This is a genomic window from Paraburkholderia sp. C35 (assembly GCF_003121405.1).
In the GTDB taxonomy this organism is placed as follows: domain Bacteria; phylum Pseudomonadota; class Gammaproteobacteria; order Burkholderiales; family Burkholderiaceae; genus Paraburkholderia.
Genome location: NZ_QBUY01000035.1, coordinates 24,752 through 40,096 on the forward strand (window position 1 = coordinate 24,752; position 15,345 = coordinate 40,096).

General features: G+C 59.3%; 14 protein-coding genes. 8 read left to right on the forward strand and 6 right to left on the reverse strand.

What is annotated here, in order from left to right; translation table 11 throughout:
- Window positions 1-123 precede the first annotated feature (123 nt).
- The gene (locus tag DK391_RS21215) at window positions 124-1,167 is read left to right on the forward strand and encodes a helix-turn-helix domain-containing protein (RefSeq protein WP_239482903.1); all 1,044 of its coding nucleotides are present in this window, start codon (window positions 124-126) and stop codon (window positions 1,165-1,167) included.
- Between the two features lie 22 nt (window positions 1,168-1,189).
- Window positions 1,190-2,206, forward strand: a complete 1,017-nt coding sequence (locus DK391_RS21220; RefSeq protein WP_109479950.1) for an ATP-grasp fold amidoligase family protein — start codon at window positions 1,190-1,192, stop codon at window positions 2,204-2,206.
- A 58-nt stretch (window positions 2,207-2,264) separates the two neighbouring features.
- On the opposite strand, the gene DK391_RS21225 is transcribed toward DK391_RS21220, so the two are convergent.
- The 5 genes from DK391_RS21225 to DK391_RS21245 form a co-directional block, all read right to left on the reverse strand.
- Entirely contained in the window at window positions 2,265-3,821 is a 1,557-nt protein-coding gene (locus tag DK391_RS21225; protein ID WP_109479981.1) for a hypothetical protein, read from the reverse strand.
- A gap of 838 nt (window positions 3,822-4,659) precedes the next feature.
- Window positions 4,660-5,682: a helix-turn-helix domain-containing protein gene (locus DK391_RS21230; RefSeq protein ID WP_109479951.1), complete on the reverse strand. Its 1,023-nt coding sequence runs from the start codon at window positions 5,680-5,682 to the stop codon at window positions 4,660-4,662.
- A 110-nt stretch (window positions 5,683-5,792) separates the two neighbouring features.
- Window positions 5,793-6,026, reverse strand: coding sequence for a hypothetical protein (locus DK391_RS21235; protein ID WP_162600883.1), 234 nt, complete (start codon window positions 6,024-6,026; stop codon window positions 5,793-5,795).
- 29 nt (window positions 6,027-6,055) lie between these two features.
- Window positions 6,056-7,183 carry a response regulator receiver protein gene (locus DK391_RS21240; protein ID WP_109479953.1) on the reverse strand — a complete coding sequence of 376 codons (1,128 nt, stop codon included), beginning with the start codon at window positions 7,181-7,183 and terminating at the stop codon, window positions 6,056-6,058.
- Window positions 7,184-7,465: 282 nt separating this feature from the next.
- Entirely contained in the window at window positions 7,466-9,151 is a 1,686-nt protein-coding gene (locus DK391_RS21245; protein ID WP_204117409.1) for a hypothetical protein, read from the reverse strand.
- Window positions 9,152-9,792: 641 nt separating this feature from the next.
- On the opposite strand from DK391_RS21245, the gene DK391_RS21250 reads away from it, so the two are divergent.
- The 3 genes from DK391_RS21250 (at window position 9,793) to DK391_RS21260 (ending at window position 12,593) form a co-directional block, all read left to right on the forward strand.
- Window positions 9,793-10,848 (forward strand): NAD(P)/FAD-dependent oxidoreductase, encoded by a 1,056-nt coding sequence (locus DK391_RS21250; RefSeq protein ID WP_109479954.1) that lies wholly within the window; start codon window positions 9,793-9,795, stop codon window positions 10,846-10,848.
- Between the two features lie 57 nt (window positions 10,849-10,905).
- Window positions 10,906-12,171, forward strand: a complete 1,266-nt coding sequence (locus DK391_RS21255; RefSeq protein ID WP_109479955.1) for a leucine-rich repeat domain-containing protein — start codon at window positions 10,906-10,908, stop codon at window positions 12,169-12,171.
- Window positions 12,172-12,386: 215 nt separating this feature from the next.
- Window positions 12,387-12,593, forward strand: a complete 207-nt coding sequence (locus tag DK391_RS21260; protein ID WP_239482904.1) for a hypothetical protein — start codon at window positions 12,387-12,389, stop codon at window positions 12,591-12,593.
- A 26-nt stretch (window positions 12,594-12,619) separates the two neighbouring features.
- Here DK391_RS21260 and DK391_RS21265 read toward each other — a convergent pair whose 3' ends face one another.
- Complete coding sequence (locus tag DK391_RS21265; protein ID WP_109479957.1) at window positions 12,620-13,072, reverse strand: cupin domain-containing protein; 453 nt, start codon at window positions 13,070-13,072, stop codon at window positions 12,620-12,622.
- 211 nt (window positions 13,073-13,283) lie between these two features.
- Here DK391_RS21265 and DK391_RS21270 point away from each other — a divergent pair, with 211 nt between their 5' ends.
- The 3 genes from DK391_RS21270 to DK391_RS44400 all read left to right on the forward strand — a co-directional run bounded on the left by DK391_RS21270 (window position 13,284) and on the right by DK391_RS44400 (window position 15,302).
- Window positions 13,284-14,699, forward strand: coding sequence for a DHA2 family efflux MFS transporter permease subunit (locus tag DK391_RS21270; protein WP_109479983.1), 1,416 nt, complete (start codon window positions 13,284-13,286; stop codon window positions 14,697-14,699).
- A gap of 84 nt (window positions 14,700-14,783) precedes the next feature.
- Window positions 14,784-15,032, forward strand: coding sequence for a hypothetical protein (locus DK391_RS21275; RefSeq protein ID WP_109479984.1), 249 nt, complete (start codon window positions 14,784-14,786; stop codon window positions 15,030-15,032).
- Window positions 15,033-15,134: 102 nt separating this feature from the next.
- On the forward strand, window positions 15,135-15,302 hold the full coding sequence (locus DK391_RS44400; RefSeq protein WP_162600884.1) for a hypothetical protein: 168 nt from the start codon (window positions 15,135-15,137) through the stop codon (window positions 15,300-15,302).
- Window positions 15,303-15,345 lie beyond the last annotated feature (43 nt).

Sequence of the window (15,345 nt, forward strand, 5' to 3'; positions counted from 1 at the left end):
TTTCCCACATCAGAACGAATTCGCCACATCGTTCGCGCCAATCGGACAACGGTCGCATGGCTCTTTTCTCTACTGTATTCTGATTTGCGTCGAATTGTTGCGCATTAATTGGGAGAGCTAACGGTGAATGGGATTTATCAATCGCATCCGTTGCGTGTCGATGAACGGCGCGAAAAGCCGAAATTTGAAAAGCATATTGGGTTGCTCATCGCACCGCATTGCTCGATGGCCGCTGCGGGTGCGATCGGCGACGCCTTCTGCCTCGCCAACAGGCTCGAAGAGGAGGTTGGTGTCGAGGCACCCTATCGGCTCTCGGTGCTGTCGGAGACGGGTGGATTCGTCACGGGCGGCTCGAGCTTTCCGATCTGGACGCAAAAACTCGATCGCTATCAACTCGGCGATTTTCACGCGGTATTCGTCGCCTGTAGCGGCGATCCGATGACGGAGTCGAACGAACAACTCGTTTCGTGGCTTTCGCGTCAGGGGAACGGCGCGCCGTCCGGCCTGCGGCAGAAAACGGATACGTCGGCCACGCCGGCACAATCCGCGGTGCCCGCTGCCGTGCCCGTCTTTGTGCTCGATGATGGGCTTTCGGAGACGCGCCCTGCAGGCGCGTCTCCGACTGAAATGGCCCTCGTGCAGATCGAACGCGATCTCAGTACCGAAGCGGCGCGCCGCATCGCGCATGCCATGCAGCCCCAGGTGCATCAGCGCTTGCGGCCCGACGTGGATGATTCAGGTATCGCGACCACGACTGAAAAAATCCGCGAATCCGCGCGCTGGATCAGAGAGAACTACAGCAATGCCATTTCCGTCAGCCAGGCCGCGGAATCTGCGGCGATGAGCAAACGCAATTATCAGCGCCGCTTCAAGGTCGAGTTTGGCATGACGCCGCTCGAGTACCTGCTTCGCACGCGTTTCGAAGTGGTGTGCTCGATGCTGATGGACACCGAGTTACCTATCGACAAGATCGCAAGGCGTTGCGGCATGGGCGACGGCAACCGGCTAGGGCGAATCTTCAAGGTGCGCTACGGCATGTCGCCCACCAGCTTTCGCGCGCTGCGGCACCTTGGCAACGGCAATCAATCACTCACGCCAACGCCTGCCGCTACCGACGATGCCATGGAACCTGCAGCATCCGCCTTGCTGATGAAACCCGTTTTCTAGCAGGACGCAGGGAGCGTGAACGATGCCAATAACCGACTATGCGCAGGCCAATGAAGCGCTGAATGCGTCTGCCGCAAGGAAGGAGACAGCCGTGCCCGGTAATGCCGACGGCACGCATGACGTGCTGCACGATCATATAGTGGGAGACCCTGTACCGTCGCAGTCCGCGGTCAGAAGAATGAAAGAGAAGGCCAAGCTGATATTGCCCGATACGCTCTTCCTGAGCATCCTGCACAGGAAGTGCATCGGGCGTTATCCGAAGCTCGTGAATCCCGCCACGTTCAACGAGAAGATCCTCCAGCGCAATCTGCGTCCCGATCCGCGCTATGTACGATTGACCGACAAGCTAACGGTTCGCGAATATGTTGCCGAAAAACTCGGAGAAGATCACCTCATTCCGCTGATCGCCGCACCTGATGCGTTCACGCGCGAAGTATTCGACAGCCTGCCCGACGCGTTCGTGATGAAAGCGAATCACGGCAGTACATTTGTCGAGATTGTGCGGAACAAGTCGGAAACGACCTTTGAGAGGCTTTCGCAACTGGCAGAGAAATGGCTGGCCACTTCATTCTATCGGGTGGCTCGCGAGCGTCACTATAGAAGAATCGAACCGCGTATCTTCTTCGAGGCGCTTCTTCTGGACCACAACGGATGCATTCCCGCCGACTTCAAGGTGCACTGCTTCCGTGGTCATGCGGGACGGCCGCTGATGTACGTGCTTCTGATTACGGACCGCTTCGGCAATCACACGCATGGCGACGTGTTCGACGCGCAATGGCGTCATCTCGATGTGATGATCGGCCCCTATACGCGCAGTGCTGTACCGCCGCCGCGCCCCGACAATCTGGAAGCCATTCTGAAGGCGGCGGCAATCATGGCGGAAGATTTCGACTACGTGCGCGTCGACCTCTATGCGCCCGACAACCGCGTGTACTTTGGAGAGTTGACGTTCACGCCGGGCGCTGGGGTGTTGCCTTTCACGCCCGATCACATCGATTACGAGTGGGGAAAACTGCTGGATGTGAGCACGAGCATCTGACTTCGCGTTTCCCTGTTCACGGAAGGAACGGGGAAACGCTTCAGCACTCACACATGAATCAGCTATCGGCATTGCCCGAAACGAAACTCGTGAACGCGCTATACGGCGGATTCAACGCAACGCCGTTGGTCATAATGCCGTACGTGTTGTTGCCGCTATCGAGCACGTAATACATCACCGACTGGATGTTGTGCGTTTTGCGCGCCTGATAGTACTTGCCGAGCGTGGTCGTGATGTAGCTGGCGCGATAGGCCTGCGTCTGCTCCGGCCCTGTGTTCCATTCGGTGATGATGAACGGCACGCCGTAACGGGCCTTGCAGTAGGTCGGCAGATCGAAGCCGGGGCCTGAGCCGTCGATACCGATGTTGAAGATATCGCCGTACACCTCGTAGTTGTGCCACGTCGTGACGTCCCAGCGCACCTTCGGATAGCCACCCGAACCGTCCGGCTGCATGCCGTCCCACAGCGCATCTGCGGCACCAATATCGGCAACGCAAAAGTTGATGCCGCACTTCGCCGACGACTGAACCGACTTCACGCCATCGATCATGCCGCGCATCACGCCACGCATCGCAGGCCAGTTCGTGTTGTTGAAGTCGACGGCCTTGGTGCCCGCGTTGGTGAAGTCGAGGATCGTCGCGTTCTGGCGCGTCAATTCGTTGCCGCACTCGTAGAACGATACGCCGTAGCCCTTGAGCGCATTGGCGATGGCCATTGCAGCCTGCAGGCCGCGATTGTAGGCTGCCGACTCGCTGGTGAAGACATTGCCGTTCGAATCATAGACGCTCTGGTTGATCCGCACGAGCAGCGTGATGCCCGCCGACTGGAACGCCTGCGCGATCTTGACGACGGCTGCAATCTGGTTCGGATCGTCGGTACACCCCACACGGTAGCTCTTGCACCCCATGCCCTGCAGGATCGAAACGAGCTTCGCGGGCGTATAGGTGTAGTCGTAGTGGCCATTGACGCCATAGAACATGCCCGCCGTCGCCGATACGGACGCCGCATTGCGCGGGTCGTTGCAGGGCAGCCAGGCGCCCAGATCGGTGCACACATAGAACTGGCCACCCGTGCCCTTGTGCCAGATCTTTCCGCCGTACCACAGCAGCAGCGACACGTTATACGTGTTGCCGACCGTCTTGCCGTTCTTGTAGATCACACCGCCGACGACGGTCCACATCGCGCCCGTCTTGTCGAGGATGTACGACGCAGAAGGGATCGTCGTGCCGTCGGGGGAAGTACCGCCAAGGCGCGGATCGTTACAGGCAATCCACGTCGAGCCATTCCACGAATAGAACTGGCCGCCCGAACCCTGGTGATAGATCACGCCGCCATAAAACAGCACGAGCGATACGTTGTAGTTGTTGCCCGCTTTCGTGCCGTTGCGATACACGGAGCCGCCCGACAGGGTCCACGTCGCGCCGGAGTTGTCGACGATCGACGTGGCCGACGGAATGGTCGCGCCGCTTGCCGACGCCGCCACGCGCGCGGTGGCCTTCGCCACCGCATCGCCAGCGACGTCGCCGGGACCGCCCGAACCACCGCCGCACGCAGTGAGGATATAACTGCCACCAAGAGCCGTGAGACGGCCTAGAAATTGACGCCGGTTATTCATGGCAAACGCATCCCTGTCGAGAAAGTTCTCGAAAAAAAGTCCAAATAGTTGACTGCCTGATTTCGAACCAGAATGGCGGCGCGAGCGACTCCGCATTACTCAGCAATCCTTACTGGTAATGACGCTGTGTTGCCCGTGTTGTAGACAGGGAAAGCTGTATGAACCGCCCGCGACAACGTGCTTCCTGAGGCGGCGATGCTACGTCAGATGTCCCCTTGGCTGCAGGCGGACCATCTAACCCGGCGATACCTTTGACCAGCGGGTTCCGACGATTCCCCTAGCGTGTTGCCACTACTGCCAACCGTCCTTGTGCATTGCGCAAACGTTTCACTCTTTGCCGGGAGAAAGACGTCCGGCAATTTGTTCGCACATGTCCTTTCGACCGGGGTAAATAATACGCAAGTGAAGCGGCGAATTACACCGGAAATTAACTTCATCGGACAATTAGCAGGATTCTTCCGACCAGAACTTTCTGGAAAGGAAATTCGCCTTTGTGGTTTTCCGCGAGAATTTCTCACGCGCGAATTTCGGTCAATGTGACCCTATGAGGTATTTTTGTGATCCTGATTGTTCTGCGCATTACGGGTATTGCTTGATTGGAAATCCGCGCGCGCGAAGGCGGTGGCGTCGCTTTTACCGAAAGCGTCACAATTACCGAAGGGAAAATGCGTCGTGAATGACGCAAAATTTATCGCCCCGAGAATATTATTTCTGTATCGACCCTGGAAGTGGGCGATGAAATGGGGTTCAACTCGAATCGCGCGTGATTTAGCCTTTCAATTTCACGCGGATAAAAATGCGGCGGCGCGGCACTATTCACCACGCCGCCTATTACGGTTCAATTATCACAGGTAGCGAGCGTGAGTTGATCGGCGGTACATGTGGCGAGTGGATTCAACCCACTGTCATCCATTTCATTCGCATCCGTTTTGCCGCGCATCCATGCGCGGTACTCGGTCGGCGAACGGCCCACGCAGCGGCGGAACAGCTTGCCGAGTCTGTCGCCGTTCGTCAGGCCGACGCGCCGCGCGACCTTGTCCGCAGGCAGCGAAGTTTCTGCGAGCAGTTCACACGCACGTTCGAGCCGCACACGTTGCAGATACTCGGAAGGCGATGCGCCGATGTAGGCCTGAAAGTTTCGAAGCAGCGTGCGCTGGCTCATCGCGCACGCTTCGGCCGCTTCGGCGACGCTGACAGCGCGATGACAGTTCTGCTGAAGCCAGCGCGCCGCTGCACGGATACGGTCGCCCGCGGTATTAAGGACATCGACAGCTGGTGACAGCCATTCGCTTGCATCGACGAAGGCCGTGCGGCGCATCGCTTCGTGCGCAACCGCATCACCGAAATCCGCACGTATGACCTCAAACGCGGCTTTAACGGCATTGCCCAATTGCGCCCTTCTGCGGCGTGCCTGCTCATATCCGCTGACGGCACCGTGAGCTTCTGTCACGTTCGACGTCTCGAAGCCCGTCGCAAGAAACCTGACGGGCGTGCCGTTGGACCGCATCCGTTGCAGCCACGCGCCTAACTCAGGTGCATCGCAAGCCGCTCTGGCATGCTCGCCGCCCGCGACGAAGATCCGCGAAAATCGCGCATCCCCAAGGCGAGGCAAATCATCCGTCGAGACATACATCGAGCGATCGCATTTGATCCGTCCGCCGCCATCCGACAGAAACTGCATCTCGTACTGACGCGCAGATTCATCCTTCGCGAGCGAGCACGCACATTCGAGCGCCTCTGCAATCGCGCCCACGCCGAGCAGATCGCACGAGTCAGTGAGTACGAAGGCGATACGGTGCGTGCCCGACGCTGTACTGCTTTGTCGGTGTGGTATCCATTGCAAGTTATTTTCGACGAACATGGTCTCTCCCGCGTGCTTGGTGTGGCATGCCTGCGCATGCAATGACTACTAAGACGAACGTTTAAGTCGCTCGCTTAAACGCAAAACGAAAAACTCTTCGAACGTGCCCTCTATCTGGGGCCGAGCGCTTGCGTAACGGCTGTCACGACGTCGGATGGATCGGCGGATCGCGGAAACCAGCGGTCCCATCGCGTCCAGTCGAGCCGCGCATCGTCGGTCGAGAACCCGATCATCACGGGACGGAATTCGTCACTCGATGCGCTACCCAACAGTTCTTCTGTATCAGCAGCACCGATTGGACTCGAACTAACAATCACACGCGGATTGAGACGCCTTGCTTCCATGCGAGCGTCTTGCGTCGTGAGCGCGGGCATCACCTGCATGCCCTGTGAAATAAGACCAGTAGCGACAAACGCCTCGCATTCGGATCGAGCACTAGCACGTCGATCCTCGCGGCTGTCGCATTTGCGCGACGCTGCAATCGGGGCCGCACCTGCGAGCGCATCCAGCGTCGGAGCGGCCATACCGTGCGATTGAGTTCGTGTCTGAACACGAGGCTGCGCCAGACGTGCGCCGCGCTGAATGCCGGACGCCGCGCCTGACGTTCGAGCAGGCGCTTGCAGCCGGGCAGATGCAACAGCGAACACCCTTTAAACCAGCGCAGATCGCGATGTGTGTTGCCCGACCAGTGACGTCCAACGACACGATGCGCGCCCAGATCGATGATCGGATGCCCGTCGTCGGCAAGCAGATTGAGCGCGGCAGAAATAAATGCCTCATCGCCGTGGTGATTGAGCTCGTGTATCGCGCGCAGATAGCGCTGAAAGCAATCATGCGCGCGCGGCACCAGTTCTCTGATGAATGCGGCAGACGCGAGTAACACTTCGCCGCCGAACCAGCGTGGATTTTTCAGGCGTGTACCCGCTACGGTTTCGAGGTCGGCGATCACGCGGCCATCGCCATACGCAGAGAACTCCTGATCCGAAATGTCAAATGCGCCCACGCCTATCGTCTGGCAGCGCTGCAGCAGCGCCTCGTTGACTCGCCTGAGCGCGAGCATGTCGGTGTCGAGCACCATCAGCATGACGCCGTCCGGCAACATCGCTCCGAGCTGCTCCATCATGTCGAGCTTGAAATGCGCGCTATAAAAGCGCGTGTGCTTCGGCAAGTCGAGCCGCGATGGCGCAAGTTGCAGTACATGAGGACGCGAGTCGACATCGACCTTGTCGAGATAACGCACGACTTCATCGGCGACATTCGTCGCGACGGTCAGTGTCGGCAGACCGACCGCCCGCATGCTGCGATTCAGCGTAATGGCCTGCTCGAGATAGCAGAACGGATTACCGCTTTCACAGTTCGGACTGCCCGCGCTATCGGTCTCCACATACACGAGCGCGCACGGCACGACGCCGGCGCCGCCTCGTGCGAAGCCGGATGCAGACAGATTCTTCTGTCTGATGGTTGGCGCGAGATCTTTGCGCAGGAGCGCTGCGTCGAGCATCGTCGCCTCCGGGCTGACTGGTGATGAGGCGCGTTGTCCTCAGCCCATCGTTCGAGTTGTACTTGCCAACCGTTCGCAATGGACATTCAATGCATGGCGCATCGAATTAGCAGCATCCATGCCACTCGGATAAGTGGCGTGGCATCGGAGGTTTTGAAAAATGCGTAATCGACGTTTTGAAAAATTGTCGTGTAGCGCGTGCAAATTTCGCGGAACGAAATATGTTAAATCGGCAAATTTTTCGTTCAATGCGAGCGTATTGCAGTCACCAGAAACTCTTGCTCAATTATCCGGATGACTCGCGACGAAACTGACAAACGCGTTATACGGAAGATTTAACGGCACGCCGTCGATCATCACGCCATAGGTTGCATCGCCGCTATCGAGCACGTAGTACATCACCGACTGCACGTTCTTCGTCTTTCTTGCCTGATAGTAGGTTGCATAGCGCGCAGTGATGTAATTCGCGCGATAGGCCTGCGTCTTTTCCGGCCCCGTGTTCCATTCGGTGAGCAGAAACGGCACGCCATAACGGGCCTTGCAGTATGTAGGCAGATCGAAGCCTGGACCTGCGCCGTCGGTGCCGATGTCGAAGATGTCGCCGTAGACCTCATAGTTGTGCCATGTGGTCATGTCCCATCGCACGGTCGGGTAGCCACTCGTGCCATCGGGTTGCTTTCCGTCCCACAACGCGTCGGCAGCGCCGATGTCGGCGACACAGAAGTTGATCCCGCATTTCGCTGCTGGCTGCGCCGACTTCACGCCGTCGATCATGCCGCGCATCACGCCACGCATGATCGGCCAGTTGACGTTGCTGAAGTCGGCTGCCTTGCTCCCGGCGTTGGTCGAATCGAGAATGATCGCGCTGTCGCGTGTCAGTTCGTTACCGCACTCATACATCACGACGCCGTAGGGCGCGAGCGCCGCTGCGACGGTCGCACCACAAGCGCGACCACGGTTGTACGCGATTGTTTCGCTTGCGAACACCACGCCATTCGTATCGCGCACGCCGATGTTGACGAGCACGAACAAGGTCAGACCCGCCGACTGAAACGCCCGCGCGAGCGCAATGACAGCATTGAGTTGCACGGGATCATCGGTGCAGCCGACGCGATACGTCGAACAGCCCATGTTCATCATGATCTGCACGACCTGTGCTGCCGTATAACGGTAATCGTAATGACCGTTGATGCCGTGAAACGAGCCGCGTGTCGCAGCGACGGCGATGCGCGGATCAGTGCACGCGAGCCATAGATCTAGATCCGTGCATACGTAGAACTGACCGCCTGTCGACTGATACCACATCTTCCCGCCGTACCACAGCAATAGCGCAACATTGGACGTCACGCCGACGTACGCGTTATTGCGCAACACTCTGCCGCCGGAAACTGTCCAGAGCGCACCCACCTTGTCGATGAGATAGGACGCCGACGGAATCGTCATGCCGTCGGCGGACGTGCCGCCAAGGCGTGGATCGTTGACGGCGAGCCATGTAGTGCCGTTCCAGCCATAGAACTGCCCGCCCGTGCCCTGGTGATAGACGCCGTTGCCATACCACAGCAGCAGCGTCACGTTATAAGTGTTGCCCGCCATGATGCCGTTGCGATACACCGAGCCGTTGACGAGGGTCCAGAGCGCGCCCTGCGTGTCCGTGATCGACGTGTCAGGAGGAATCGCCGAGCCGTTTGCCGATGCAAGGGAGCCTGTGGTGGGCTTCGATGAGCCTGACGTGGCGCCGTTCGACGTGTTCGTTGTCGTGCCGCTCGCAGCGGTTGCCGAGGTCGTGCCTGACGTGGTGCCTGTCGTAGTAACTGAGGACGTGCCCGATGTCGTGCTGCTGGTCGCTGCGCTCGCGCTGGACGCGCTGCCTTCGCCGCCCGAACCGCCTCCTCCGCCGCCGCATGCAGTCAGCACATAGCTGCCGCCAGCTGCGGTCACCATACCAAGAAATCGACGACGTTTAACCATGACAATTCAATCCACTGCCGGCCGCATGCGGGCAAATGAGTTCGAAGAAACAACGGCTAGCGGATTGTCAAAAGACCACAGGCTGCGCAATTCGATTCGCCATCCTTAGCAAACGCCACTGGACGTCGCGAGATGGTCTATCGATGAGTGCCCCGTTTTGATGATTGATGACGGTAAATATTCCCGCCTTTGATCCGCATCGCGCAGCTAGTGACTGGTTGTCGGCAGCGGAGGATTAACAGCGCAGGTCGCGGCAGAAATAACATCATTCTTTCTGGATTCAACATCGCAGAGAGAGAATCTGCCTTTCCCGTTTAGCGTGCACATCTGCGGGAGCCACATAAAACGTCCCAGGATGACGCTAAAAAATCTCATTCTCACGTGTGAATCCGCGCATTCACCGAAAGAATAAACTCCCTGTTAATTCCCCTTTATTCTTTTAATCGAGAATTATCAGTGCCATATGCAAGAGTGTTAAATCGAATAAAACGGCAATATTTTCCGTCATTGGGACAATGAAAAAAACGGGCAGGCTTGTCCCTGTCCGTCATGGTGGCTTCGTTGCCGCAGCATGCGGGCGTCTGTATCGTGAGACCGTAAATCAACGCTCACGACTTCATCGATACGCGCAAGGACGACTCATGACCACTCCCGCAGATACTTCGCCCGCTTCACCCATCAGCACAGATGTGCTGATCATCGGCGCGGGACCGGTGGGACTCTTCGCCGCATTCGAGGCAGGCGTGATTGGCCTGTCGAGTCATATCGTCGATAACATCGAGCGCGTGGGCGGCCAGTGCATCGAGCTGTATCCCGACAAGCCGATCTACGACATTCCCGCGCTGCCCGTGTGCACCGCGCGCGAACTGGTCGACCGGCTGCTGGAACAGTGCCGCCCTTTCGAACCGCCGATCCATCTCGGACATCGCGTCGAAACAGTCGAGCGGCAGGAAAACGGTCGCTGGCTCGCACGCACGGATAAAGGACTGACCTTCGATGCAGCCGCCATTCTCATCGCAGCAGGCAACGGTTCATTCGTGCCACAGCGTTTGCCGCTCGAAGAAGCCGTGCAACTGGAAGGCCGTCATGTTCACTACAGCGTGCCCAACGTCGACGCTTTCGCCGGCAAGAACGTGATCGTGGCAGGCGGCGGAGACTCCGCGCTCGACTGGGCGTTGGCGCTGCGCACGGTCGCCCGGCACGTCACGCTCGTGCATCGGCGCAACGGCTTTAGCGCAACGGATTCGAGCGTGGCCAGCATGCGCCGCGCGGTCGAAGCAGGCGAAATGGATTTCGTGGTCGGCTCGATCGCGAGCCTGAGTGCACCCAACGGGCAACTCGAATCCGTCGAGATCCGGCACGCCGAAGGTTCCTCGCCACTCGCAGCCGATTATCTGCTGGTGCTGTTCGGCCTCGTAGCCGATCTCGGACCGATCGCGCACTGGGGCTTCGAAGTGCAAGGCGGGCGCATCAAGGTCGACACGTCGAACTACGAAAGCACCTGCCCAGGCATCTTCGCGGCAGGCGATATCGCCGGTTATCCGAACAAGCAGAAGCTGATTCTTTCCGGCTTTCACGAGGCTTCGCTCGCGCTTCGGAAGGCCTATACCTATGCGTTTCCCGAGAAAAAACGCGTGCACGTTCATTCGAGTTACGACGCGAAGCTGGCCGAGCGCGTCGCGGCTTCTCACGCGTAACGGCTGCGCAGCGCGCTTCGTGTATAAAGGAGAAAGCCAGACTCCACGGAGCCGCCTGTGTCCGATACGCCGCCGACAAGCACCCATACCGATAACGAAGACCTGCAAGCATCCACGTGGCGCCGCCTGACGCCGTGGGCCATCGGCGCGGCGATCGTCGTGGTGCTCGTCGTTCTGTTCACCGTGTTCAGCACGGGCCGCAAAAGCCCGGACGAACGCGCGCTTGCCGAACTCGGATTCATCAAGGCCACCTGCAGCGAAAGCGACGGTTCGGCTGCACCCGCCGATACCGCGTGCCTGTCCTTGCGCGCGAAACCCACGCTGTCGGCCTCTGAAGTCGCGGCGGCCATTCCGCATCTGAAAGACTCCGATCGCAAGATCGAACTGAATCTCGCCAACACGCAGATCGACAATCTCGATGCACTGAAAGATCTCGACAGCCTGGATGCACTCGACCTGACAGGCACGCCAGTCTGGAACATCGACGCGCTCAAGGACATGCACTCGCTCAGGCGCCTCGTGCTCCATCGCACGGAAGTCGAAAATATCGACGCGCTGAAGGGATTGACCGGCCTGCAATCGCTGAACCTCTGGGATACGCGTGTTTCCAATCTCGACGTACTAAAAAATCTCACCGATCTCCGGCAACTCGATCTGCGCGACACGCAGGTGCGCGATCTCGATCCGATTGAAGATCTGCCGCATCTCGACACGTTGAAACTCGGCGGCGCGCGCAACGTGCGCAATATCGATGCGCTCAGTCAGCTCACTTCGCTCAAGACGCTCGACCTCAACGAAACGCAGGTCGACAGCATCGGCGCACTGAAAACGCTGCGCGACATGCAGGCGCTGTATCTCGCGAACACGCCGCTGCGCGACATCGATGTGATCAGCAATATGACCGCGCTGAAGACGCTCGTACTCGACGGCTCCAAGGTCGACGATATCGATGCGCTGCGTGGCGCGAGCCAGCTCGACACGCTCGTGCTCGCGCGCACGCAGGTCACGAACATCGATGCACTGAAGAACCTTGCCGCACTGCAACGCCTGAATCTCGCCGACACCCGCGTCGACAACATCGACGCCTTGGGCAATCTGAAGAACCTGCGCATGCTCAACCTTTTCCGCACGAGAGTTCGCAACATCGACGCGCTGAAGGGTTTGACGAATTTACAGGAGTTGTACCTTGCAAACACGCCCGTCGAAGACGTGGACGTGCTGAAGGGATTGACGGGTTTACGCGAGCTCGTGCTGTACGGCACCAAAGCACGCAACGTCGACGATCTCAAGGCTGCGCTGCCAAAAACGCGCGTCGTCTGGTGAGCATTCGACATTTTTGCAACAGGTGCGGAAGGTCACACAGTAGCAGCCTGGTTTTTGTTAGTCTTAATCCGACAGCGCGCGTTTCTATACGGGCGCGCACTGGCAAAGAAATTCGACCAGGTGTCTGAGTACCGGAGGGTACGCACATGCTTAACTGGCTTGCAAATCTCATTTCCCATCACGCCCCGACTCCCGAAAAACAGGCCGAGCGTGCCTTGAGCGAACTTCGAATGGGTCTCTTCCAGGCGGAGCAACGGGTTCTCGATGCACAGTTGCAGGCCGACTATTACCGATCCCGCATCGCGTTCTGCGAACAGGTTGCAAAAACGGGCATCGAGCAGGTATCGGACCGCCGCAAACTCCCGCAAGATCTCAGCCTCGACAACGCACGGCCAAGCCTCAAGCTGACTGCCGCGCAATGAAGCGCGATAGCGTGCAATAAGCCGCCTCAATACGGCGTGCCGTCCTTGTGCAGGAAACGGCCGTCCGTGCTCGGACTCATCATGTCGACGTCGGAGCAGGTGGTGACATCCGTCGGTGAACGCGATCCGGCTTCGAGGTAGACAGCCGTCGCGTTCGAGCGGTTGATCAGGTGATGGCCGTTACCCGAGTTCTTGGGAAACGCCGCGCAGTCGCCTGCGCGCAGCAGGGTTTCGCCACCGTCTTCGATCAGCGTGAGCTCGCCTTCGAGCACGTAGACGAACTCGTCCTCTTCCGAATGCCAATGTCGCTGGCTCGACCAGTTGCCCGGCGGCAGGCGCATCAGATTCACGCCGAAATCGATCAGCCCGCCCGCGTCCCCGAGCCGCTGGCGAATGCGTTCGGCGCTCTTTGCTGCAAAGGGCGGCGGATAACCCGTGCCCTGAAGCTCAGGCACGTCGGCAAGGTCGATTTTTGGCATGCGAAACTCCCGCGCTCGATGAAGACCGCCCATTCAACCACGATCCCGCCCGTGGCGGTCGCATCATTCGATCGAAGCTGACCTGCGTTGCCCGGCTCTTTTGCAGAACGGCCGCAGTCATCGTACGATCGCGTACCGCCGTGCGCGTACTGCCGTCCTGTTTGCGCCGCACCTGTCATGCCGCCTTTGCCATGTACCCGCCATTCCACTCATGAAAGACTCGTCATCACACGCAGGTTCACTCGGGCCGCTGCCTTACGTCGTCGCCGCGACCTTCTTCATGGAGTATCTCGACACCACCATCATCGCGACGGCGCTGCCGCAGATGGCGCACTCGTTCGGCACGAGTCCAAATGCGCTGAGCCTCGGCATGAGCGCCTACATGATCGCGCTGGCCATCTTCATTCCCGCGAGCGGCTGGGTCGCGGACCGCTTCGGCTCGCGCAGCGTGTTCTTCTCGGCCATCGTCACGTTCACGCTCGCGTCGCTGCTATGCGGCATTTCACAGAACACGGTCGAATTTACCGCTGCGCGCGTGCTGCAAGGCATCGGCGGCGCGCTGATGGTGCCGGTGGGACGGCTGACCGTGGTGCGCAGCATCGACCGCAAGCAGCTGATGCAGGCGATTTCGACCATCACATGGCCCGGCATCGTCGCGCCCGTGGTCGGGCCGCCCATCGGCGGCTTTATCACCACGTACGCATCGTGGCGCTGGATCTTCCTGCTCAATCTGCCCGTCTGTCTCGTCGTGCTGGTGGCCGTGCTCAAGTGGGTGCCTAACCTGCGCAGCGACGAACGCCGTCCGTTCGATGCACTCGGCCTCGTGCTGAGCGGCCTGACCTTGACGGCCATCCTGTATGGCGCGGACGTGGCCAGCCAGCCGGACATGAATCCTCTGATCGGGCTTGGCATCATCGCGCTCGGTCTTGCTATCGGTGTGGTCGCGTTCCATCAGGCGCGCCGCCGCCCGCATCCGTTGATCGACGTCACCACGCTGCGCATTCCAACTTTTTCCGTGACCGTCGTCACGGGGACGCTGACGCGCATCGGCATCGGCGCCGTGCCGTATTTATTGCCGCTGTTGTTCCAGATCGGCTTCGGCTTGACGGCGTTTAAATCGGGCTTGCTGCTACTGGTGAGCGCCACCGGCAACCTCGGCATGAAGGCGCTGACCACGCTGATCCTGCAACGGTACGGCTTCCGGCGCGTGGCGATAACGGGCAGCGCGGTGGCGGGTGTGTTCACGATCGTCTGCGGCACGCTGACGCCCACGTCGCCGCTCGCGTGGGTGCTGGTGGTCGTGTTCATCTACGGGCTGGCGCGCTCGCTGCAATTCTCGACGCTGGCGACGCTCGCCTACGCCGATGTCCCCAAGGAACAGACCAGCGCGGCCAACACGCTATGGAACGCGGCAGCGCAGATGAGCATCGGCCTCGGCATCGCGTTCGGCGCCCTGGCTTTGCGCGCGGCGGCGTCGATCAACGGCACGGGACACGCGCAGCCATTCACACTCGATGATTTCCGCTTCGCGTTTTTATGCGCGGGCGCGCTAACTATTGCATCGGTGTATGGCTATGTAAAACTCGCTCACGATGCCGGCAACAGACTGCGTGCAACGTCGCGTTAGAGATATGCTTCAGTTTCATGACACACCGCGCATAAAGCGCGTTTTTATGCTCAAGCTTGAATGGCGAACGCCGATATCCGGTTCATGAAAGCAAATGAACTTGACAGGTTGACACCCGACGATCCCATGTGGCGCGTCGCTCAGGCGGTCGAAGGTAGCGTGCGTGCGATTCGCAAGGCATGCGGGAAACTGAATCCGGAAGATTGCACGCCGGGCACGATGGAATACGAAGTCGTCACGATGGAGTTTCTCGACGACTGTATCCGCTCGCTGGGCGGCGATCCCGATGCGGTCGACGACGAAGACAGCTTCGGTATCGGCGCCACAGGTTGAAAGCATCAGAAAGAATTTCGCCGACGCATTAATAGTGCCAATATATGTCCTTGGGTCGCGCGCACGGCGCGGCGTTGCCGCCTGGCAGACCAAGGAGATGACGTGAAGAAACGCGTGGTTTCGCTGACGGCCGAGATCATCTGGCTCGTGTGTTTTCTCGTGCTGGTCGCGTTCGCGCCGACGTTTTTCGCCAAGGTGCTGTTGCTGGCCATCTGCGCGCTGCTGGTCTGGCTCTATGCACCGTCGGGATCGGATAGCAAGGACGGCTAGTCCTGCGCCGGTGACCCGCTGCCGCCATCACCCGAATGTTTCG

What these genes read in the sequence shown, in the direction of transcription:
- DK391_RS21240 (WP_109479953.1), bottom strand. Translation starts at nt 7,183, where the DNA reads ATGCTCGACGCAGCGCTCCTGCGCAAAGATCTCGCGCCAACCATCAGA.
- DK391_RS21275 (WP_109479984.1), top strand. Translation starts at nt 14,784, where the DNA reads ATGAAAGCAAATGAACTTGACAGGTTGACACCCGACGATCCCATGTGG.
- DK391_RS21230 (WP_109479951.1), bottom strand. Translation starts at nt 5,682, where the DNA reads ATGTTCGTCGAAAATAACTTGCAATGGATACCACACCGACAAAGCAGT.
- DK391_RS21265 (WP_109479957.1), bottom strand. Translation starts at nt 13,072, where the DNA reads ATGCCAAAAATCGACCTTGCCGACGTGCCTGAGCTTCAGGGCACGGGT.
- DK391_RS21225 (WP_109479981.1), bottom strand. Translation starts at nt 3,821, where the DNA reads ATGAATAACCGGCGTCAATTTCTAGGCCGTCTCACGGCTCTTGGTGGC.
- DK391_RS21220 (WP_109479950.1), top strand. Translation starts at nt 1,190, where the DNA reads ATGCCAATAACCGACTATGCGCAGGCCAATGAAGCGCTGAATGCGTCT.
- DK391_RS21235 (WP_162600883.1), bottom strand. Translation starts at nt 6,026, where the DNA reads ATGGAAGCAAGGCGTCTCAATCCGCGTGTGATTGTTAGTTCGAGTCCA.
- DK391_RS21270 (WP_109479983.1), top strand. Translation starts at nt 13,284, where the DNA reads ATGAAAGACTCGTCATCACACGCAGGTTCACTCGGGCCGCTGCCTTAC.
- DK391_RS21245 (WP_204117409.1), bottom strand. Translation starts at nt 9,151, where the DNA reads ATGGTTAAACGTCGTCGATTTCTTGGTATGGTGACCGCAGCTGGCGGC.
- DK391_RS21250 (WP_109479954.1), top strand. Translation starts at nt 9,793, where the DNA reads ATGACCACTCCCGCAGATACTTCGCCCGCTTCACCCATCAGCACAGAT.